20 protein-coding genes are annotated in these 20611 nt (G+C 47.6%); 10 read left to right on the top strand and 10 right to left on the bottom strand.

Annotated features, from left to right (window positions below; genetic code table 11):
* The first annotated feature begins 119 nt into the window (after window positions 1-119).
* The 3 genes from glpK (at window position 120) to IRJ16_RS06735 (ending at window position 2964) form a co-directional block, all read left to right on the top strand.
* Complete coding sequence (gene glpK, locus IRJ16_RS06745; RefSeq protein ID WP_194110762.1) at window positions 120-1610, top strand: glycerol kinase GlpK; 1491 nt, start codon at window positions 120-122, stop codon at window positions 1608-1610.
* Between the two features lie 23 nt (window positions 1611-1633).
* A complete protein-coding gene (locus IRJ16_RS06740; RefSeq protein ID WP_194110761.1) occupies window positions 1634-2365 on the top strand; it encodes an MIP/aquaporin family protein in 732 nt (243 codons plus the stop codon).
* A gap of 74 nt (window positions 2366-2439) precedes the next feature.
* Entirely contained in the window at window positions 2440-2964 is a 525-nt protein-coding gene (locus tag IRJ16_RS06735; protein ID WP_194110760.1) for a hypothetical protein, read from the top strand.
* A gap of 72 nt (window positions 2965-3036) precedes the next feature.
* Here the strand turns inward: IRJ16_RS06735 and IRJ16_RS06730 are convergent, their stop codons facing one another.
* On the bottom strand, window positions 3037-3366 hold the full coding sequence (locus IRJ16_RS06730; protein ID WP_194110759.1) for an L-rhamnose mutarotase: 330 nt from the start codon (window positions 3364-3366) through the stop codon (window positions 3037-3039).
* Window position 3367: 1 nt separating this feature from the next.
* Window positions 3368-4645 carry an L-fucose:H+ symporter permease gene (gene fucP / locus IRJ16_RS06725; protein ID WP_194110758.1) on the bottom strand — a complete coding sequence of 426 codons (1278 nt, stop codon included), beginning with the start codon at window positions 4643-4645 and terminating at the stop codon, window positions 3368-3370.
* A 139-nt stretch (window positions 4646-4784) separates the two neighbouring features.
* On the opposite strand from fucP, the gene IRJ16_RS06720 reads away from it, so the two are divergent.
* Window positions 4785-5975: an aspartate aminotransferase family protein gene (locus IRJ16_RS06720; RefSeq protein ID WP_194110757.1), complete on the top strand. Its 1191-nt coding sequence runs from the start codon at window positions 4785-4787 to the stop codon at window positions 5973-5975.
* 136 nt (window positions 5976-6111) lie between these two features.
* Here the strand turns inward: IRJ16_RS06720 and IRJ16_RS06715 are convergent, their stop codons facing one another.
* Window positions 6112-7980, bottom strand: a complete 1869-nt coding sequence (locus IRJ16_RS06715; RefSeq protein ID WP_228079908.1) for a M1 family metallopeptidase — start codon at window positions 7978-7980, stop codon at window positions 6112-6114.
* Between the two features lie 153 nt (window positions 7981-8133).
* On the opposite strand from IRJ16_RS06715, the gene IRJ16_RS06710 reads away from it, so the two are divergent.
* From IRJ16_RS06710 to IRJ16_RS06690, 5 genes are all read left to right on the top strand, one after another.
* A complete protein-coding gene (locus IRJ16_RS06710) occupies window positions 8134-8355 on the top strand; it encodes a DUF433 domain-containing protein (protein WP_194110756.1) in 222 nt (73 codons plus the stop codon).
* Complete coding sequence (locus IRJ16_RS06705; RefSeq protein ID WP_194110755.1) at window positions 8352-8690, top strand: DUF5615 family PIN-like protein; 339 nt, start codon at window positions 8352-8354, stop codon at window positions 8688-8690. The genes IRJ16_RS06710 and IRJ16_RS06705 overlap by 4 nt, the downstream gene beginning before the upstream one ends.
* Window positions 8691-8822: 132 nt before the next feature.
* On the top strand, window positions 8823-9197 hold the full coding sequence (locus tag IRJ16_RS06700; RefSeq protein WP_194110754.1) for a BlaI/MecI/CopY family transcriptional regulator: 375 nt from the start codon (window positions 8823-8825) through the stop codon (window positions 9195-9197).
* Entirely contained in the window at window positions 9194-10630 is a 1437-nt protein-coding gene (locus tag IRJ16_RS06695) for an N-acetylmuramoyl-L-alanine amidase (protein WP_194110753.1), read from the top strand. Before IRJ16_RS06700 ends, IRJ16_RS06695 begins: the two co-directional genes overlap by 4 nt.
* A 19-nt stretch (window positions 10631-10649) precedes the next feature.
* Window positions 10650-10940: a hypothetical protein gene (locus tag IRJ16_RS06690; protein ID WP_194110752.1), complete on the top strand. Its 291-nt coding sequence runs from the start codon at window positions 10650-10652 to the stop codon at window positions 10938-10940.
* Window positions 10941-10999: 59 nt separating this feature from the next.
* Here the strand turns inward: IRJ16_RS06690 and IRJ16_RS06685 are convergent, their stop codons facing one another.
* The 4 genes from IRJ16_RS06685 to rsmI all read right to left on the bottom strand — a co-directional run bounded on the left by IRJ16_RS06685 (window position 11000) and on the right by rsmI (window position 15892).
* Entirely contained in the window at window positions 11000-12019 is a 1020-nt protein-coding gene (locus IRJ16_RS06685) for an LLM class flavin-dependent oxidoreductase (protein ID WP_194110751.1), read from the bottom strand.
* 84 nt (window positions 12020-12103) lie between these two features.
* Window positions 12104-13132, bottom strand: a complete 1029-nt coding sequence (locus IRJ16_RS06680) for a patatin-like phospholipase family protein (RefSeq protein ID WP_194110750.1) — start codon at window positions 13130-13132, stop codon at window positions 12104-12106.
* 387 nt (window positions 13133-13519) lie between these two features.
* Window positions 13520-15148, bottom strand: coding sequence for an apolipoprotein N-acyltransferase (lnt, locus tag IRJ16_RS06675; RefSeq protein WP_194110749.1), 1629 nt, complete (start codon window positions 15146-15148; stop codon window positions 13520-13522).
* A gap of 15 nt (window positions 15149-15163) precedes the next feature.
* Window positions 15164-15892, bottom strand: a complete 729-nt coding sequence (rsmI, locus tag IRJ16_RS06670) for a 16S rRNA (cytidine(1402)-2'-O)-methyltransferase (RefSeq protein WP_194110747.1) — start codon at window positions 15890-15892, stop codon at window positions 15164-15166.
* A 125-nt stretch (window positions 15893-16017) separates the two neighbouring features.
* Between rsmI and serS the strand changes: the two genes are divergently transcribed.
* Window positions 16018-17289, top strand: a complete 1272-nt coding sequence (serS, locus tag IRJ16_RS06665; protein WP_194110746.1) for a serine--tRNA ligase — start codon at window positions 16018-16020, stop codon at window positions 17287-17289.
* Between the two features lie 501 nt (window positions 17290-17790).
* On the opposite strand, the gene IRJ16_RS06660 is transcribed toward serS, so the two are convergent.
* The 3 genes from IRJ16_RS06660 to IRJ16_RS06650 are packed head-to-tail and all read right to left on the bottom strand — an operon-like array spanning window position 17791 to window position 20608.
* Window positions 17791-18810 (bottom strand): inorganic phosphate transporter, encoded by a 1020-nt coding sequence (locus IRJ16_RS06660; RefSeq protein WP_194110745.1) that lies wholly within the window; start codon window positions 18808-18810, stop codon window positions 17791-17793.
* Window positions 18811-18832: 22 nt separating this feature from the next.
* Window positions 18833-19483, bottom strand: coding sequence for a DUF47 domain-containing protein (locus IRJ16_RS06655; RefSeq protein WP_194110744.1), 651 nt, complete (start codon window positions 19481-19483; stop codon window positions 18833-18835).
* Between the two features lie 48 nt (window positions 19484-19531).
* Window positions 19532-20608 (bottom strand): sensor histidine kinase, encoded by a 1077-nt coding sequence (locus IRJ16_RS06650; protein WP_194110743.1) that lies wholly within the window; start codon window positions 20606-20608, stop codon window positions 19532-19534.
* Window positions 20609-20611 lie beyond the last annotated feature (3 nt).

Below are 20611 nucleotides of genomic sequence, written 5' to 3'. Positions count from 1 at the left end.
TTATATTTTAATAATTCCGTTTTGTTTTATATACTTACACTTTCTTAAAAATCGAAACCAATTTTAACCATCAGCCCGTTCCTAAGCGGGTTTGGTAAACCGTTATATTTGATCCACCAATGGAAAAATACATCTTGTCGTTAGATCAGGGTACGACCAGCTCACGTGCCATCGTTTTTAATAAAGCGGGGGGCATAGTATCCGTCGCCCAAAAAGAATTTAAGCAGATATATCCCAAACCAGGCTGGGTTGAGCATAATGCGATCGAGATATGGTCATCTCAAATATCCGTCGCTGCCGAAGCCATTATCCATGCCAATATCAGTGCGCACGATGTAGCCGCTATCGGTATCACCAACCAGCGCGAGACCACCATCCTTTGGGATAAACGCACCGGCGAGCCCTTATACAACGCCATAGTTTGGCAGGATCGCCGTACATCAGCCTATTGCGACGAACTGAAAGCCCAAGGCCACCGGGATCTTATCCAGCAAAAGACCGGGCTTATCCTTGATGCCTACTTCTCGGCCACCAAGATCAAATGGATACTGGATAATGTAGACGGTGCACGCGAAAAGGCCGCCGCCGGGCATATCGCTTTCGGTACGGTTGATAGTTGGCTGGTTTGGCGCTTAACGGGCGGGCAAACACATATTACCGATGTGAGCAACGCATCGCGGACCATGATCTATAACATCCACACGTTGGAGTGGGATGAAGAGTTGCTATCACTATTTGATATCCCACGGGAGATACTGCCCCAGGTGAAGTCATCGAGCGAGGTCTACGGCAAAACGGCGGGGAACATCTTCTCGGGCCAGATACCGATTGCGGGGATAGCCGGGGATCAGCAGGCGGCCTTGTTTGGGCAAATGTGTACCGCTAATGGTATGGTGAAGAATACTTACGGCACAGGCTGTTTTATGCTGATGAACATTGGTGACACGCCCATCTTATCTAAAAATAACCTGGTGACCACCATTGCCTGGAAAGTACGCGGCAAGGTGCAATACGCTTTAGAAGGCAGCATTTTTATAGCCGGAGCGGTTGTACAATGGCTCCGCGATGAGTTGAAGATCATCAGCTCATCGGCCGATGTCGAGACGCTGGCTTTAAAAGTAGATGACACCGGTGGTGTGTACATTGTCCCTGCTTTTGCAGGACTGGGTGCGCCGCATTGGGATCAGGATGCGAGGGGGACTATCACGGGTATCACACGCGGCACTAATCAAGCTCACTTTGCCCGGGCAGCTTTAGAGAGCATCGCTTACCAGACCATGGACGTTTTGAAAGCCATGGAAGCTGACTCGGGTCTATCTATCAAACAACTCCGTGTTGATGGCGGCGCAACGGCCAATAACCTGCTGATGCAATTTCAGGCCGACCTATTGGAAACCGAAGTGATCCGCCCGCAAGTGACCGAGGTGACCGCCATTGGCGCGGCCTATCTTGCCGGCCTGGCTACCGGGTTTTGGAGCAGCATGGACGAAATAAGCAAACAATGGCAGGTTGAACGTAGCTTTGAGCCGGGGAATACCCAGGATATCAAACAGCGCATCAAGGGCTGGAACCGCGCCGTAAAAGCTGCCAAAGCAGCAACCCAAGACTAAATTTAAGATCAGATCATACGAATATGAACGAACTTGTAGCCGAATTTATAGGCACCGCTATTGTTATATTATTGGGTAACGGTGTTGTTGCCAACGTAGTGCTAAAAGGCACCAAAGGGCACGATAGCGGTTGGATGGTGATAACCACTGCCTGGGCACTGGCGGTATTTGTGGGTGTAGTGATCGCTGCCCCCTACAGCGGCGCGCACCTCAACCCGGCGGTAACGCTGGCGCTGGCCATTGCCAAAAAATTTGAATGGGCAAAAGTGCCATTGTTTGCCGCAGCCCAATTGGCTGGCGCAATGGTGGGATCAGGTTTGGTGTGGCTGTTTTATAAGGACCATTACACTATCACCGAAGATGCGGGCGCAAAACGAGCTACGTTTTGTACCGAACCCGCCATCAGGAAAACCAGTTCTAATCTCATCAGCGAGATCATCGGCACTTTCGTGCTCATCTTTGTGATATTTTATTTTACCGATGCAGAGTTTACTCAGGGTAAGATCGTGATCGGACTGGGGTCTTTAGGCGCTATAAGGGTGGCGTTTTTGGTTTGGGTCATTGGTTTGGGCTTGGGTGGTACTACGGGATATGCTATCAATCCTGTGCGTGATCTTGGTCCGCGCATCATGCATGCTATCCTACCTATTCCCCGCAAAGGGGATAGCGACTGGGGTTATGCATGGATACCAATTGTTGGTCCAATTATAGGGGCGACCCTGGCAGCATTGCTGTTTTTGTGGTTGAAGATTTAGGTCGGCTTTTAAACGTACGAAGTTTCGTAATTTAGTTTCAAGCTCTCAAGAAATATAGACCTCTATTCTAAGACATGAACAAACTAATAGCATTATCATTTTTGTTCATTCCCCTATTATCCTGCAATAGAAATGCATCTAACAAGAATAAAGTGCTTAGTTCAGCTTCCCGGGATAGTTACATGGTAAAAAGTAATTCTTCGAACGAGAAAGGCCCTACAGTTAACAACAAGAGAAGTGAGCCTGATCCAGGCATCAATTTGACAGCTTTTGTAGTTATCCCTGATGAAATAGATGGATGCAGTTGTGATTTCTATCTGTCTAAAAAAGATGAGAAGCGGCGAAGATATCTTATGGTCAATGATTTTGGCAATACTGCTTTTGTGTCGATCAACAATAAGGTTGAAAAAATTTTTCTTAAAGAACATAAGGAGGGTAGCAGCAAATACTTGTATTCCAATGACGAATATGAAATAAAAATTGAAATCACAGAGAAGATAGATGATGGTGAAGAAACTTCATTAATGAAAGGGATCTTTACAATAATTAAAGGGCAGACTATGTTGCAAAAAAACTTTATTGGCTCTTGCGGATGTTAGTTCCTCAGGCCTCGTAAGACTCTCAACTATTATCTTTCTGACTTCCGGTCTTCCCGACTTTCGGACTTCCCGCTACAACTTAAATATCCTGTCCATCAGTACCCATTTTTCGCCCGGTTTTGCGCCGGGGATGGCCTGCTGGTACTTCCACATCAGTTGCTCCCATTCCTGCACTTTAGGGTTGGCCGCGTCCGACGCGCCTTTGGCATCAAAGCTGAAAGTATCATACACCTCCATGATCATGAACAGGCGGTTGCCGAAACGGTAGATCTCCATATCGGTCACCCCGGCAGAGGCTATGCTATCGTGTATCTCGGGCCATATTTTTTTGTGGTATGCTTCGTATTCGGCGATCAGTGTAAGGTCGCCTACCAGGTCAAGGGCTAAGGTATATCTTGTCATGTTAATTAACTGTCGGACTTTTGATTATTTTATTATTTGTTGTCTTGTATCCCTTAATGCCAAATAGCATCACCACCAAAAAGCAGATCAACGTTACAATGTAGCCGTATTGGATATTTCCGGTAGCATCAGCGACATATCCGAATAACCGTGGAATGATCGCACCACCAACGATAGACATGATAATGAGGCTGCTGCCAAATTCGCGATCGGCCCCAAGGTTAGCGATGCCGAGTGAAAATATTGTCGGGAACATGATTGACATAAAGAAAGATATCCCGATGATAGCATAGATCGTGACCATCCCCTGGCATATTAAAGCCACTATACACAACAACACGCACATTGCCGAATACAAAGTTAGCAAGTGATGGGGTTTCATAAATCTCATAAACACAAGTGTACTTAAAAAGCGACCTGCCAAAAAAGCAAAACCGCATGCGCTTAAATAGTAAGCGGCACTTAATTCGGCTATACCCGCAGCTTCGGTGGCGTATAGTATAAACAAGCTCAATACACAAGTTTGCGCACCTACGTAAAAAAATTGCGCCGCTACGCCCCACGATAAATTGCTGTGTCTGAAAGCGCGTAGGATATTTCCTTTTGACGCTGAATTTTCTTTTGTCCTGATATCAGGTAGTTTAGTAAAAGCAAAGGCGATAGCTACCACTACCAGAACACTGCCTAAAATAAAATAAGGCATTTTTACTGTAGATGCCTCAGATGCGAGGGCAAGTTTTTTCGCGGTAGCCGTCATCGCATTTAATTCATCGTCAGAATAGCCTTCAGTAAGGATGATCATCGCTCCAATAGTTGGAGCTAAAGCGGTAGCAAGGCCATTAAAGGACTGAGACAGATTTAGGCGCTGTGTAGCTGTTTCAGCATCGCCAAGCGCCGAGGCATAAGGGTTTGCCGCTGTTTCTAAGGTGGCTAAACCGCACGCGATGATAAACAAAGCGATCAAAAAGAAGGTGTATTGCTGTGTATTGGCCGCCGGGATAAATAAAAACGAACCTACTGCAAAAGTTAGCAGCCCCATAATGATCCCGGTTTTATAACCATACTTCTTCATCACAAAACCTGCCGGAATAGCCATGATAAAATAGGCCATGTAAACCGCGGTATCTATTAAGGTAGATTGGGTTGTCGTCAATGTGAACGAGCGCTTAAGATGCGGGATCAGTATCGGGTCCAAGTTATGGGCAAATCCCCATAAAAAGAATAAGGACGTGATCAGGATGAACGCAAAGCGGTACTGCTTGTTAGTTAAGGATGCCATGAATGTGTTTAAAATTGGTTGTGCTGTAACGCAAATAACAAAGGTATCAACGGCGGGCAAAAGCGTATCGCTCAAATTGGCTATTTATGATCTTGTTTTGGCATCGCTAAGCCTTATTTAAAACCCCTACCTTTACACCATGCTTACGCACCGACAACTTTTCTTAGCCAATAACGCGCAAACCACCAATTTTCCGCTACTGCTGGAATTTGAACGGGCCGAAGGTGTTTACCTTTATGATACCGCCGGCAAAGCCCATATCGACCTGATATCGGGCATCGGTGTGAGCAATACCGGGCATAGCCATCCGCGTGTGACCCAAGCGGTAAAAGATCAGGTCGATAAATACATGCACCTGATGGTATATGGCGAATACGTGCAAACCCCACAAGTTAAACTGGCCGAGAAACTGGTGGGTTTATTGCCTGATCCGCTTAGTTCGGTCTACTTCGTCAACTCCGGTGCCGAAGCGGTTGAGGGAGCTATGAAACTGGCTAAGCGTTACACCGGCCGCTCAAAAATATTAGCCTGCCATAATTCTTATCACGGCAGCACCCAGGGTGCTTTAAGCTTAATGGGTAGCGAGGAGTTCAAGCAAGCTTACCGTCCGCTGTTACCTAACACCGGCTTTATCCGCTTTAACGACCCTTCCGATCTTGATAAGATAACTGAAGAGACCGCCGCGATTTTTATAGAGACCGTACAAGGTGAGGCCGGCATCCGCGTGGCAGATGTGGAATACATGCAAGCCTTAAGCCAGCGTTGCAAAGCCACAGGTACATTGCTGGTGCTTGATGAGATACAGGCCGCGATGGGCCGCACGGGGCGGTTATTCGCTTTTGAGCATTACGGTATCGTCCCGGATATTTTATTGCTGGCCAAAGCACTTGGTGGTGGTATGCCCTTAGGCGCTTTTATAGCAAGTACCGAAGTAATGGGCGCGCTGAAAGAGAACCCTATACTTGGCCACATCACCACCTTTGGTGGTCACCCGGTGTGTTGCGCGGCGGGTTTGGCGGCATTGGAAGTGATCTTAGACGAGGGCCTGATCGATAGCGTTGCTGCTAAGGAGGCACTATTTCGCGAGTTGCTGGTGCATCCCGCTATTAAAGAAGTACGCGGCAAAGGGCTGATGCTGGCTGCAGAGTTTGAGAGCTTTGAAGTGAACAAACGCATTATAGACCGCTGCATAACTAACGGCGTGATCACCGATTGGTTCCTGCATTGCAGTAATTCCATGCGTATCGCTCCGCCACTGATCATTACTGAGGAACAGATACGCGAGGCTTGCAGGGTGATCTTGCAGGCGATAGAAGCGGAGTTATCGTAACTTGTCGCAACGCCAAGAACTTGTTTGGCAATTACGGGAGCGAAAACCCTCCAAAAAAGGCCCAGTCAAGCGTATACGCTCGACCGGGCCTTATATTTTAAAACCCTCCCTTCAGGGAGGGTTTGGGAGGGCTAAACTATTTCGTCGCTGTCCAGCTATTGTTTTTCACATCAGCATCCATAAAAATGCCGTTGTCTAACGTGATAGACGTAACTTCTTTAGCCGCTTTTACAGCTACTGTTACTTGCTTTTGATCTTTCTCCCAAACGATAGGTGTTTGGTGGAATTTATCGGTCGAACCATCAGCATAGGTCAGTACAACATCGAATGGATGGGCGAAACCACCAATATTTTTGATGTTAATAGTGTAGCCATCGCCACCTTTGGCAGCCGACTCTAAAGCCAGGTCGGTATAGAACGGCGTGTAGAACCAGTTATGGAAGAACCAGGTCAGATCTTTACCGCTGCCGGTATTCATGGAGTTAAAGTAATCCCATGGGATAGGGTGCTTACCGTTCCAATTGTCCATGTAGGTGTGCAAAGCTTTCTTGAACAATTCATCGCCCAACATATCTTTCAATGCCAGGTAGCTTAATGATGGTTTGTTGTAATAGTTATTTCCCTGGCCACTCCGCACCTGATCGGCCGGCGTGATCACCGGCACCTCGTTAGCGTGGTTAAAGCGGGTAGCCCAACCTACTATCCTAAATTGTTTGTAGAATGCATCGGCTTTTTGCTGGCCCCGTTCGCTGATACCGATCAGGTATTCCAGCGTGGTAGCCCAGCCTTCGTCCATAAATGGATAACGGCTCTCGTTAATACCCATGTAAAAAGGGAAATAGGTATGCGCCTGCTCGTGGTCCTGCACCAATTGGGCAAAGGCCAGATCATCTGCCGGGCTATCGTTCACCATCATAGGGTATTCCATATCGGCCGTACCCTGGAAAGCCGTGCTTTTCGAGAATGGGTAAGGCACGCCCGGCCAGTTGTTAGAGAACCAACCCAAAGCGTTACGGCTAAATTGTACCGAGTGATGAAAATCGGCCGACTTATCCGGGAATGCCGCCTGCACACTTGCACGGCGACCGGTATTTTTATCAACCACCACGCTCGCGCCATCCCAAACATAAGTATCGCTTAAACCTAAAGTAACATCACTGATGTTTTTTGAGGTGAAGGTCCAGGTGTTGGTCGGGTTTTGTGCGGTGACGGTTTTGGCGGCAACATCCTGCACGTTGGCAATGTGAATGGTTGAGTCGCTGGTAAGTGATGCGGCCAGTTTTTTAGCTGTCTCCGGGTGCAATACCTTGGCCGGATTTTGCAGGTCGCCGGTAGCCCAAACAACAAAGTTTTTAGGTACGGTAACATTCAGGGTGTAATCGTTAAAGTCGTTATAAAACTCCAACCCGCCGGTATGCTCCTGCGTGTCCCAACCCAGGTAATCGTCATAAACCGACAAGCGCGGGTAAAAGTAAGCCAGGAAATATGAGGTTTGGTCTATCCAGCCTTCGCGACCGCCTTGTGTACCGTCGGACAGTTGGAAGTGCCAATCGATATTCAATTTCACTGTTCCTTTAGACTTTAACGCCTTCGGCAGGTCGATCATTTGGTTGGTCTTGCTTGCTGTAGCGTTATCCCAGGCAATGGCCTTGCCGTCGGCGGTGATCTTGTCAACCTGTATGCCGGCTTCGGGCTTAGGGGTACGGCCGCCGCGGTGCATATTCATGATCAGTTTCATATTCAGGCTTTTCAGCTCGTCGGGGCTGTTATTGGTGTAGGTGATCTGCTCCGTTCCTTTAATGGTCTTATCAGGCGGGTTGACCGTTACCGAAATATTGTAAATGCCTTTATTTTGCCAGTATTTGTCGCCGGGTTTACCGCTGGCCTGGCGGGTACCTTTAGTGAATGCCGCCTGCACTTCGGGCGGTTGGGTCAATGTTTGGGCATCAACTGCCGATATGGCGCAACCTAAAAAGGCCGCTAATAATATGTTTTTGATCATCATACAACGTGTTTGATATGGAAACCGCTAATATAGGAAAGATGGTTGACGTATGGGACGGGGTAGCCAAAAGATGGTGACTTTGGCTGACGGGAGAACTTACATAGTGCCGGATAAACGTATTCTTTACAAGTTAGAATATATTTATATTTGTATATGACTTGGAAAGAACGCATTACTGTGAACCTTAATGTGTGTGGCGGGCGCCCCTGCATTCGTGGGATGCGTATCCGTGTGGTCGATATTTTAGACCTACTGGCGACAGGGCTTACTCAGGAACAGATCTTAGATGAAATGCCCGATCTTGAAAAAGAAGATATTGAGGCGGCTTTAAAATATGCCGGTAGCAAACTTGACCACCCGGTGATAGCCGCATGAGGATCTGGGTCGACGCTCAACTTTCTCCTTTCATTGCGTTATTCATCAACCAAAATTTTGATGAGATACAGGCTTCATCTATGAGGTCCCTCAACATGCAGTTTTCAACCGACCACGAGATCTTTAAAGCCGCCCGGGCCGAAAAAGTGGTGATCATGAGCAAAGATGCCGACTTTGTAAAACTTATCGAACTTTATGATATCCCTCCGCAACTTATTTGGATCACTTGCGGCAACACCTCCAATAGCAAAATGTGCTCGATACTGAAAGAGACACTGACCCAGGTCGCTTCTTTGCTAAAAAATGGCGAAAAGGTCGTCGAGATCAGCGGCTAATCAACACTTTCAATAATTTTATATCGCTAAAAATAAGATACTTATCTAGCAAATGCCCCTAATAACTGCATTTGCAATTAATAAACTGCAATTACAGTTGTATAATTGCAAAACAAGTTATATGTTTGTGATATGGAAGAGCTGACCAAAACCGAAGAACGCGTGATGCAAGTTTTATGGGACCTTAAAAAGGCCTTTGTAAAAGACATTATCGAGGCAATGCCCGACGACCCTAAGCCGCCCTACAACACCATATCGTCTATGGTGCGGGTGCTGGAGAAAAAGGGTTACATCAAATTTAAAGCCTACGGAAAAACCTACGAGTATTCGCCTGCTATCAGTAAGGCGCAATATCGCAAGGCATCGTTCAAAAAAATGTTCACCAATTACTTTGACGGCTCGGTAGAAAGCCTGCTATCCTTCGTAGTAAAAGAGCACTCGCTAAGCCAGGAAGAGCTGGCCAAAATAAACGATATCATTAACAAAAACCAAGATCCAAAATTATGAGCATCCTACTTTACCTGTTAAAAGCATCGGCATGCACGCTGGCTTTTTACGCTTTCTATCGTATGTTTTTAAACCGCCTTACCTTTTTCGGTCTCAACCGATGGTATTTACTGGGTACACTGGCTTTGAGTTTCATTATCCCCGCCCTGCATTTCAGCCTGACACGGGAAGTTGCTGCGGATACTGACCTGATGGCTGATGAACACGTTGCCGCTACCGGCGCGGCCATCGGCAAAGTAATTAACAACGCAGCAACCGTGGATACAGCCTGGTCGATGCCTGACATCTTGTTGTATGTTTACCTAACTGTCGCGGTATTGTTAGGTATCAAACTGATCGCGGGCATCACAAAACTGCTTGTTAAAGGATACCGTCAAGGGGTTAGCGAAGGACAACTGTTCGTGGTTAAACAAGCCGGCGCTTTGCACAACAGCTCGTTCTTTAACATCGTCTTTTTAAAGAACGATCTGGATGCCGCCGAAGAAGCTGTCGTCATCAACCACGAGCAGGAACACATCAAACGGCTGCATTCTATAGATACCCTCCTGATAGAGATCGCCAAGGTGGTATTATGGTTCAACCCGATACCTTATCTGTATAAAACCGCCATGGAGCAGGTACACGAATATCAGGTAGATGCAGCAGTGACCAACCGTTACGATCGTAAAGATTACGCGGCAATGCTGTTAAAACTATCCGGATTTAACGCCCGGGCGCTGGTGAACAATTTTAGTGGCAGTCAGTTGAATAAGCGCGTGAATATGCTGTTTGCCAAGGGCAGTAAGCAGATCAGTAAGGTAGCATACCTACTTACTGCCCCGGTAGTGGCCACATTGGTCTGGTTTATTTGCGTGGACCATGTGTATGCGCAAAACGTAATACCGGTAACCAAAAGCAATTTTACGGTAGTGATAGACCCCGGCCATGGCGGCAAAAATACAGGTGGCCAGGCTGAAGGCTTCACCGAAAAAGATCTGGCGCTATCCATTGCCAAAGCGGTTAAGACCGCCGGTGATGCCGCCGGGATGGATATTGTACTTACCCGCACTACCGATGAGTACCTTTCATTCGATGAGCGCCTGAACAAAAAAGCCGACCTGTTCATCTCCCTGCATGTGAACTCCGGACCATATAATGCCAAGCAGAACGGGATCCTGGCCATCACAGCTTTAAAAACCAGCGATGCATCATTGCAATTAGCAAGCAGTTGCCTGGCCGAATTGGGTAAACTGAACGGCATAGCTACTATGCAGGACGTTAAGAAACAACGTTTGGTGGTGCTGGAAAAGTCGACCGTGCCGGCCGCTTTGTTAGAGTTAGGCTACATGACCAACGCGAGCGATCTTAAGTTTATAACCGCTCCCGATAAACAAGCACAAATGGCTACCGCTATTGTGAACGGAATAAAGCAGTATCAGGCTAAAATGAAATAGATGATCAGTTAGTTGTTTGATGAGCGCCCGTAGTTTGCGGGCGCTTTTATTTTTAGCGGCTCATCTGGATGGTGCGCGGGATCTTGCCACGATGTTTAACGCCGATGCAAAGCCGACGACTCCCCTCCGCACCATGGTTCGACAAGCTCACCATGACGGCCAAATAGCCTGTTCAAATAATAAAAAGGCTGTCATCCTGAGCCTGTCGAAGGATGGTGTGTGGGCCTTTTTGCCACAATTGTTAACGCAGTTGCAAAGCCGACGACGTCTATCCGCACCATTGTTCGGCAGGCTCGCCATGACAGCCTAAACACCATAATTTTTAATAGAGAACAGCATTTTTTTAGCAAATAAGATCAATTTGTCTGCTCAACTCAATTTTTCCAATTCAAACAACTCTGCCAGTAACCCGTAACTACGCAACCTGTCATCAAAATCCTCGCAAATGGTCACTACCATGATCTCGTCTATATCATAATTCTCCGCCAGCACGTTCAGGCGCTCTTTAACCATGGTTGGCGATCCGGCTACCACGCGCTGGCGGTTGTAGCGGATGCGGTCCTGCTCGGCTTCAGTGTAAACCACGTCTTTAACATCATTATAGGATAGTGGTGTGATCACCCCTTTCTCAAATTGGAGGAAACGGGCATCCATTACGGCCTTAAATTGAACTACCTTTTCCGGATCCTCGCTGCAAAAAAGGAAGATGGCCATATTGGCTTCCGGCTCGGTCAGGTCATCTGATGGTTGGAACCTGTCACGGTACAGTTTCACCGCTTGCGGTCCGCCTACCGGATTAATGAAATGCGCGAATGAAAAGCCCATCCCAAAATGAGCGGCGAATAGGCCGCTTTGCCCGCTGCTGCTTAACAGCCACATGGCAGGGACGGTATCAACCTGCGGGATAGCACGTATGCTGCGGTGTATCGTACCTGGATCTGCGGTATCATGGAAATAATTTTGCAGATCGGCCAGTTGCTCTACAAAATCTTGTTCGCGGAACTGGTTTGATGGGTTCAGTATAGATGCGGTGACCCTGTCCGTACCCGGTGCGCGGCCCATACCCAGATCAATGCGACCCGGCGCCAGCGCCTCCAGCATGCGGAAACTTTCGGCCACTTTTAAGGCGCTATGATTAGGTAGCATCACCCCACCCGATCCCAAACGGATGGTACTGGTATGCGCCGCCAAATGCGCCAACAGCACATCCGGCGACGAGCCTGCCAGTATCCCTGTGTTATGGTGTTCGGCCACCCAAAAACGGGTGTAGCCCAATTGCTCGGTAAATTTGGCCAGTTGGATGGTCTCCTGCACGGCCTGTATAGCGGTCGCCCCTTTGCGTATCGGCGATTGATCCAACACGCTCAGGCGTAATTTTTTGCTGCTCATATCAAGCAAATCAACAAAAAATGTCCGCCGGCGTTGTCGGTGCTTTGTCAGGAGGTTTTTTATGGCTTTGGAGTGATAAACCCCTTATTCAAACTCCACCGGATCCTGTCCCAAGTCGGCGATCAATAGCTCTACGATCTCGTCCAGTTCGGGGCAGTTTTGCGCGGTGTCTATACCAACCTCTACCAGGGCTTCGATGTTCTCTTTCGATGCGTTGTCCAATTCGTAACTGGCGCGGCGCATATTGGTTGGTTGTATGCGGATATAGTTTTTATCGTGATGCTGCGCGCCGAACATTTTTTTAAGATGATAATCGGTGGTTTCGGCCGCGCCGGCCATCATAATGTCAATCACGGGGCGCACCCAGCCTATCGCGCCAAAATCCTTCACATCATCATAAGGGTACGACCTATTTTCGCTGCCTGTCCCTAAGGATACGATGAGCATATCCTTAGCTGTTGGTTCGCCTTTGGCATTTCGCACCTCGGAGTAGGCGCAAAGCGAAGGGTTATTGGCGAACACGCCGCCATCAACCAGCGCATAAGTGACCCCGCTTACCGACTTGACAGACGCCGCCTCAAAATACGTAGGCGCGGCTGATGTAGCGCGGCAAACATCGCGCACCAAAAAGTCGCCGCCATCGCCTTTCAGCACATTATCCTGCTGGGCAAAAAAATGGGCATTACGGTTCTCTACATCATAAGCTGTAATGATGCAGGGTTTCACCAATTGGCTCAACTTCAGGTCGCCGAAGTATTCCTTTAGGATGCGCTCGATAGCTGCGGCATCGAACTTTTCGTCGAGGTTGCCGCCCAGGGCTTTTACCTTTTGCCAAACAGTGCGGTCGAATATCTCGCCGCCGTTCTTGATATAAAGGTCAACCGCTTGCTTGGCCGAGAACCGGGGTTTGTTAGGATCGTCGGCACTTGGGCACATCAGTATGCAGCAGAGGATACCGCCCGTACTTGTGCCTGCAAAAAAGTCGAAGTATTCGGCAATGCGGGCGTCGGGGCGGCCGCTGCGTTTCTGTAATTTTTCTTCTAAGGCCACTAAAATTTGGCCGGGGATAATGCCGCGGATACCGCCGCCATCAATAGATAGGATCTTTTTCATGAAATGGAGGATAGGTGTTATTGGTTTATAAATTTAGGTTGATCGACCGAGGTTGACAAGGGTGTTAATACGGTATTTGCGGGTTGGCAAGGCGCGGGGCGGTAAGCGTTTCCGCCCATGGCTCTATAATTTCTTATGCTGTCGAGGGTTTGGCAACTGCATTAAAAAGAAATATATCTCAAAAGGTTGTTCACGGGCGAATCTCGCCAATTGCTCTAACAAGATAACATAAGCGACTGATATGCAATTTGTTAAAATAAAAAAAGCGAGACCTATCTGCAACGCTTGTTCACGGCCAAGAAAAAAACACTGACAATGAGCGCGTTACACTTGTCGGGTGCTTCGTATTCACGCGCGAACAAGAGCGTGATCGCACTTACGAAATGCCTACTTGCTCACTTTAGGTATTGCAGGTCGTTTGATCCTGATCAGTACCAAGCCTATCATCACCAATGCCAGCACGCTGCCTGTTTTAGGCAGGTAGTCGCCATGCATAGTGTAGAAGGTCCGCTCGCTGCTGAGGTTGATATTTTGCCGCAAGGCCGTCCGTACCCACCATTTGGTTTGCTGTACGATATCGCCGCGTTGGTTGATGAATGCCGAGATACCCGTATTGGCCGAGCGGGCCACCCAGCGGCGGTTCTCGATAGCACGTAGTTTGGCGTAGTCCAGGTGCTGATCTTTGCCCGATGTATTCTCCCACCAGCCATCGTTAGTAATAATGGCTATGAATTGGGCGCCCTTACGTACGGAGGAGGACACATACTCGCCCCAAATAGACTCGAAACAGATCACAGGATCGGCACCGATGCCGCTTTGGGTGTAGAACACAGCACTGCTATCCTGCCCGGCATAGCTGCCTGTAGCACCGCCTAAATGGTCAAAGATGGGCTTCAGGAAAGATAAGGCCTCACCGAACGGTAAAGACTCTGCCCCCGGCACCAATCGTGATTTATGATACCATTGCACACTGGCCGAGTTCTCTATCAGCACAGCCGAGTTATACCTGTCGTAATAGTAAGAACCATCACCCGACCGGCTGGCCGTTTTAGTGGCACGGTCTTGATAGATCTTGTAACCCTCTATCCCGGTGATCACGTTGCCATTCTTGTATCGGCTCAAAAACTGTTGAGTCTGTTTGTAATAGCGGCTATCGCGAAGCCTGGCAACATCGGTGCTCTCGGCAATGGCCGTTTCCGGCCAAATGAAGAACTCGGTATTGGGTTGCGCTAAGGAGTCAGAAACATGCGTCAGTATGGCCAATTGCTCCCAGGCCGGATACGTATTGATCTTACCGTACGGGTCGATATTGGGTTGGGCCACTACAACGTTAGATGGGTTAACCTCTTCCTCGTAACTGTAGTATCTATTGAGTGATAAGCCTAAAGGTAGGCCCAAGATCAACACCGCACCTGCTATCAGGGCCAGACGGGTGGTTTTCTTTTGCTGTTCGCGCAGACCAATGTAGATCAAAAAGATGAAAATATTTACCGCCCATACCCAAATGGTTCCGCCGTAAACACCGGTGTACTCGTACCATTGTATCCATTGGTGGGTGGTCGCAAATCCATTGCCTAAGGTCATCCACGGGAAGTTCAGTTCCCATGATTGATGCAGGTATTCGTACCCTATCCAAAGGCACACCAATGCCGCTAAAGCCCAGCCACGCGGGATATGCAAACGCAAACGGTAATAGAACCAGCATGCACCCGCCATTAGCGCCGGACCTAAAAAGTAGGGTATCAAAGATACGGGGATCGCCACGATCTCGCCGATCATCTTGAGGGCATTATACACCCAATAAATGCTCAGGAAATTCCACACCACAAAGCCCCAAAACGTCAGGCGGAATATGCGTCGGCCTTTTTTGGTTCCATCGATGGTGATGATATTCTCCATCGCCACCAACATCGGTACCAGTCCAACAAATAGCAGGAACGAGGTATAAGGGGTAGGTGGCCAGGCTATCCAAAGTAATAGTCCGGAAAGGATGGCGAGGTATATGTTTTTTTTCATTTGTTGTTTAATATTCTATTCCTCCTCCTTATCCCCCTTATCATACTTGCCCTTCTTCACCTTGCCTTCTTTGCCTGCCACACAGATCACAAACTCACCTTTGGCGGGATGGGTCTCGTAATAGGTCTTGATCTCGGTCACCGTTCCGCGTACCGTCTCCTCGAACATCTTGGTCAGTTCGCGCGATACGGATAGTTGGCGGTCGGCACCAAAGTAGGTGGCCATTTCGTCCAAAGTCTTTAATAAACGGTGCGGCGACTCATACAGTATGATGGTGCGCTCTTCTTCGGCTAAAAATTTGTAGCGGGTCTGCCTGCCTTTTTTTAGTGGCAGGAAGCCCTCAAAGCAAAATTTATCCGTAGGGAAACCAGAGTTGACCAGAGCCGGTACAAAAGCCGTAGCGCCGGGCAGGCACTCTACAGGTAGCTCATGCTTTAATGCCTCGCGCACCAGGAAAAAGCCGGGATCGGAGATGGCCGGTGTACCTGCGTCGGATATCAGGGCGATGTTCTTGCCCTCTTTTAAGAATCTAACGATCTCGGTACTACTCTGATGCTCGTTATGCTGATGATGGGCCAATACCCGGTTGGTAATGCCAAAGTGCTTGAGCATTGGGGCAGACGTGCGGGTATCCTCGGCCAGGATCAGGTCAACCTCTTTTAATATGCGGATAGCCCGGTAAGTCATATCCTCCAGATTGCCTATAGGGGTGGGTACTAAGTATAGTTTGCCTGTTGGGTTCATGGGCTATGGTTCATGGCTCATAGTTGATGGTCGCACAGTTGACTTGGTTGCATCAGAAATGCAAATCGGCCACGAACTATGAACTATAAACCATGAACAAATTATATCTTTGTCGAAAAAAAATAATGCTGCAAGTTAGTTATATCCGTGATAACAGGGAACAGGTTTTAGAGCGATTGGCTGTAAAAAATTTCAAACAAGTGGGTTTGGTCGATGATATCATCGTATTAGACTCGCAACGCCGTGCCCTGCAAATATCCAGCGAAGAACTGCAGTCTAAAGCCAACGCATCTGCTAAACAGATCGGCGAGTTGATGCGTACCGGCAAAAAAGACGAAGCCGATGCCCTAAAAGGCCAGACCGGTGCCTGGAAAGAGGATATCAAAAAACTGACCGAAGACCTGGCTGCTGTTGATGAAGAGTTACAGCAGAAATTGGTATTGCTGCCAAATCTTCCGCACGCATCTGTACCTAAGGGTATCACCCCTGAAGAGAACGAGGTTGTTTTAGAGCATGGCAACAAACCAACATTGCCCGAAAATGCTTTACCGCACTGGGAACTGGCTGCCAAATATGACCTTATCGATTTTGAATTAGGTGTTAAGATCACCGGGGCAGGATTCCCGGTATATAAAGGCAAAGGTGCTAAGCTGCAACGCGCGTTGATCGCCTACTTTTTAGACGAGGCCGAAAAGGCAGGCTACGCCGAAGTGATGTTGCCCTTGCTGATCAACGAGGCATCAGGTTTTGGCACCGGTCAGTTGCCGGATAAGGAAGGGCAGATGTATTACGTTGGTATGGACAACCTGTTCCTGATCCCTACTGCTGAAGTGCCTATCACCAACTTATACCGCGATGTGATCCTGAAAGGTGAAGAATTGCCGGTAATGAATTGTGGTTATACCCCATGTTTCCGTCGCGAGGCCGGTTCTTACGGCGCCCACGTACGTGGTTTGAACCGTTTGCACCAATTTGATAAAGTGGAGATCGTACAGGTGGTGCATCCCGATAAGTCGTACGATGTATTGGAGACCATGAGTACCCATGTACAAAGCCTGTTGCAAAACTTAGGACTGGCTTATCGCGTACTGCGTTTATGCGGTGGTGATATGGGTTTTGGATCGGCCTTAACTTATGATATGGAAACCTGGAGCGCCGCACAGCAACGCTGGTTAGAGGTATCATCAGTATCGAACTTCGAGACCTTCCAGAGCAATCGTTTAAAGCTACGTTTCCGTAACGCTGAAGGTAAAACGCAATTGGCACATACGCTGAACGGCAGCGCCTTGGCATTGCCACGTATTGTTGCTACATTGTTAGAGAACAATCAAACCGCTGACGGCATCAGGATACCTGAGGTATTAGTACCTTATACCAAGTTTGAGTGGATCAGCTAATTTTGGATACATTAGACCAAAAGAGCCGACCTTGATATCAAGATCGGCTCTTTTGTTTTACTCTTCATTTCCGACTCCAGTCCTTTACTGAATGCCGGCGGATGACCCACAGATCTGTGTGTCATCCGCGATCAGGATGGACAAAGGTTTGTTCAGGCAGCAAAAAAATATAAATACGTCAAAGAACGAGCAGCAACCGCGTTCACCGCGTTGCCTCAGAGAAATCATGTTTAAAGGGGAGCCAAAGCTTATAAGTATAACAGAATAGTACCGCAAGAAAGGCAAGATGAATTTAGCATGTTAGGACGTAATTGTAATTATCACCCTAATGAAGCACTACAAATATAAAGAAAAATATTTATAAATAAAGAATTATTCCAAATATTTTTCATCTTATTGTAAGTGAGCATTTAAAAATTCGGTCTGCACGTAGTGATAAAAACAAGAAGGGCTGGTTTCTCGTCAAAACCAGCCCTTTCGTTTTTAATATGTTTGTGGGTATTAACCGATAAAGTGCATAATGCTAAATACCGCAGCGGCTAATAAGGCCGAGATAGGGATGGTGATGATCCAGGCCCAGATCAGGTTGATGGTAACACCCCAGCGTACAGCAGAGACGCGCTTAGTTAAACCTACACCAATAATAGAACCGGTGATAGTGTGAGTGGTAGATACCGGGATACCCAAACGCTCGGTAATGAACAAGGTGATCGCACCTGCCGACTCTGCACTTACACCTTCTAATGGGGTAACTTTGGTGATCTTGGTGCCCATGGTCTTTACGATCTTCCAGCCGCCGCTCATGGTACCGGCCGCAATGGCGGTGTAGCAGGTAAGCGGGATCCACTCGGGCATGTTAGCTGCATGTGGGTCCATTTTTAAAAAGCCGGATGCCACCAACGATACATAAATAATACCCATTACCTTTTGCGCATCGTTACCACCGTGGGTAAAGCTCAATGCGGCTGATGATATCAATTGTAAAGCTTTGAACCATCGCTCTGCCGCGGCCGGCCGCGCATTTTTACAAAGGTGTAATATAACGATGGTAATAAAGTAAGCAAATATCAAACCGATGAAAGGCGCGATGAATATATAAGCTATGATCCTTAAGATAGGCTGTACGTTGATGGCATCAAGGACGTGGGCATGCATAAAAAGCGCGTTGGTCATACCCGCTCCGGCAAAGCCGCCGATCAGCGTATGCGACGAGCTTGACGGGATGCCGAACCACCAGGTAACCAAATTCCAGGTGATGGCGGCAACAAGGCCTGCAAGTATTACGTGCATGGTAATAAAGCCCTCGTGAACGGTTTTTGCTACCGTACCAGCAACGTTATGTTCAGTGATCAGAAAGTAAGCAAGAAAGTTGAAAGCTGCTGCCCATATTACCGCCTGGAAAGGTGTTAACACCTTTGTAGATACGATAGTGGCAATAGAGTTGGCCGCATCGTGAAAACCGTTAATGAAATCAAAAACGATGGCGAGTATTACAACAACAACAAGTAGTGTAGTTACCATGTGGTTTGTATATCAGGTTTAATTAGGCGTTCTTAACTAAGATAGATTCCATTACGTTAGCAGCGTCCTCGCACATGTCCGTAGCTGTTTCTAAGGCGGCAAGGATCTCTTTGTATTTGATCAGGCGCAAGGCATCTTTCTCATATAGGAATAGGTCGGCCACCGCGCGATCGAATACGTAATCGGCCTGGTTCTCTATGCTATTAATGCGGATGCAGCTATCTGCAATGTTGCGCACATTTTTAAGGTCTTTTAATTCGCGGATCGCTTTTTCCATCTCCACGCCACCTTGTAAGATCAATTCGGAAAGTTTTTGGATCGATTCGGTGTACTCGTCAATATTGTACAGCATCATCCGGTTAGCCGAACCTTGGATGTAATCGGCTACGTCATCAATAGCGGTAGCTAAAGAGTGGATATCTTCCCTGTCGAACGGGGTGATGAAGTTCTTGCCCAGCTCCAGGTATATCTGGTGGGTCAGGTCATCGCCTTTATTCTCCAGCTTATCTATCTGCTTGAACATATCTTCGCGGGCAGCGTTGTCGTTCGTATTAACAGCTTCCACTAAAATGGTCGCCATGGCAACAACGTTTTGGGCGGCCTGTTCAAACAAGGGGAAGAATACTTTTTTATCCTTAGGGACAAAGTATTGAAAGATACTGTTTAATGACATTTTATTATTTTATTGGTGCAAAGGTAAGTAAGCAATGTTAAATTAGTGTTAACTCTTTAATGCTGGCATAACAGGAAATGGCAAAGGCAGCGGATTTTGTTTAGCCTTTTGCAAAGTGAACCCAAAGGTAGATCCCATACCGGCTGTACTGCGCACGTTAATGGTTTGCTCGTGCGCCTCGATGATGTGCTTTACAATAGCTAAACCCAGGCCCGAACCACCGATCTGCCTCGACCGGCTTTGCTCGGTACGGAAAAAACGTTCGAAAAGGCGGGGCAGATATTTTTCTTCGATACCGATACCGTCGTCGGTGATCTCTATCAGTACCTGATCATGCAGGTTGAACAGGCTTACAGCCGTTTGGCCGCCTTTGTTGCCGTATTTAAGCGAATTATCGATCAGGTTCACCAGTACTTGGTTTATCTTGCCGCGGTCGGCGGTAACCATTACGTTCTCGTCGTATTTTTGCTTAAAAACCAGCTTTATCTGGTGCTGCTGGGCTTTCATTTCTAACGAATCAAGCACTTCTTTGATCAGATCATTGATCTTGAATTTGGTGTATTGGATAGGCACCTCGCCTGATTCTAATTTGGATATCGCATCCAGATCACTGATCAGATAACTTAAACGGTCTACGTTCTTAGATGCCTTCTCTAAGAACTGGCGGGCCATGTCGATATCTTCAAACTCGTCATCCTGGATAGCCTCGATATAACCTTGGATAGCGAACAATGGGGTCTTGAACTCGTGCGAGATGTTGGACAAAAATTCACGGCGGAATTTCTCTTGTTTGCGCAGGTCGTCAACTTCGGTCTTTTTGGCCCGGGCCCATTCTTTTACCTCTTTTTCTACATCGTTTATCGGATCGGCGCTGCTGGTGGTCTCGCCCAAGGCGTCGCGCAGATCGCGGCCCAGTTTAAGGTTGTGGATGAGTTTATAGATCAGCTTGATCTTAGAGTAAACGTACTTTTCGATCAGATAGTAAAAAACGATAAAGCTGATGGCGAACGACACCACAAAGGTGATGGCCAGATCGTACCACTTATGCTGAAAATAAAAGTTGACCGACGACACCGTGATCGCCACGGCGGCAGAGGTAAGGAAGATAAGTACACGCAACTTCATATC

Source organism: Mucilaginibacter myungsuensis, assembly GCF_015222005.1.
Taxonomy (GTDB): Bacteria; Bacteroidota; Bacteroidia; order Sphingobacteriales; family Sphingobacteriaceae; genus Mucilaginibacter; species Mucilaginibacter myungsuensis.
This window is presented reverse-complemented; position numbering and strand designations above follow the sequence as displayed.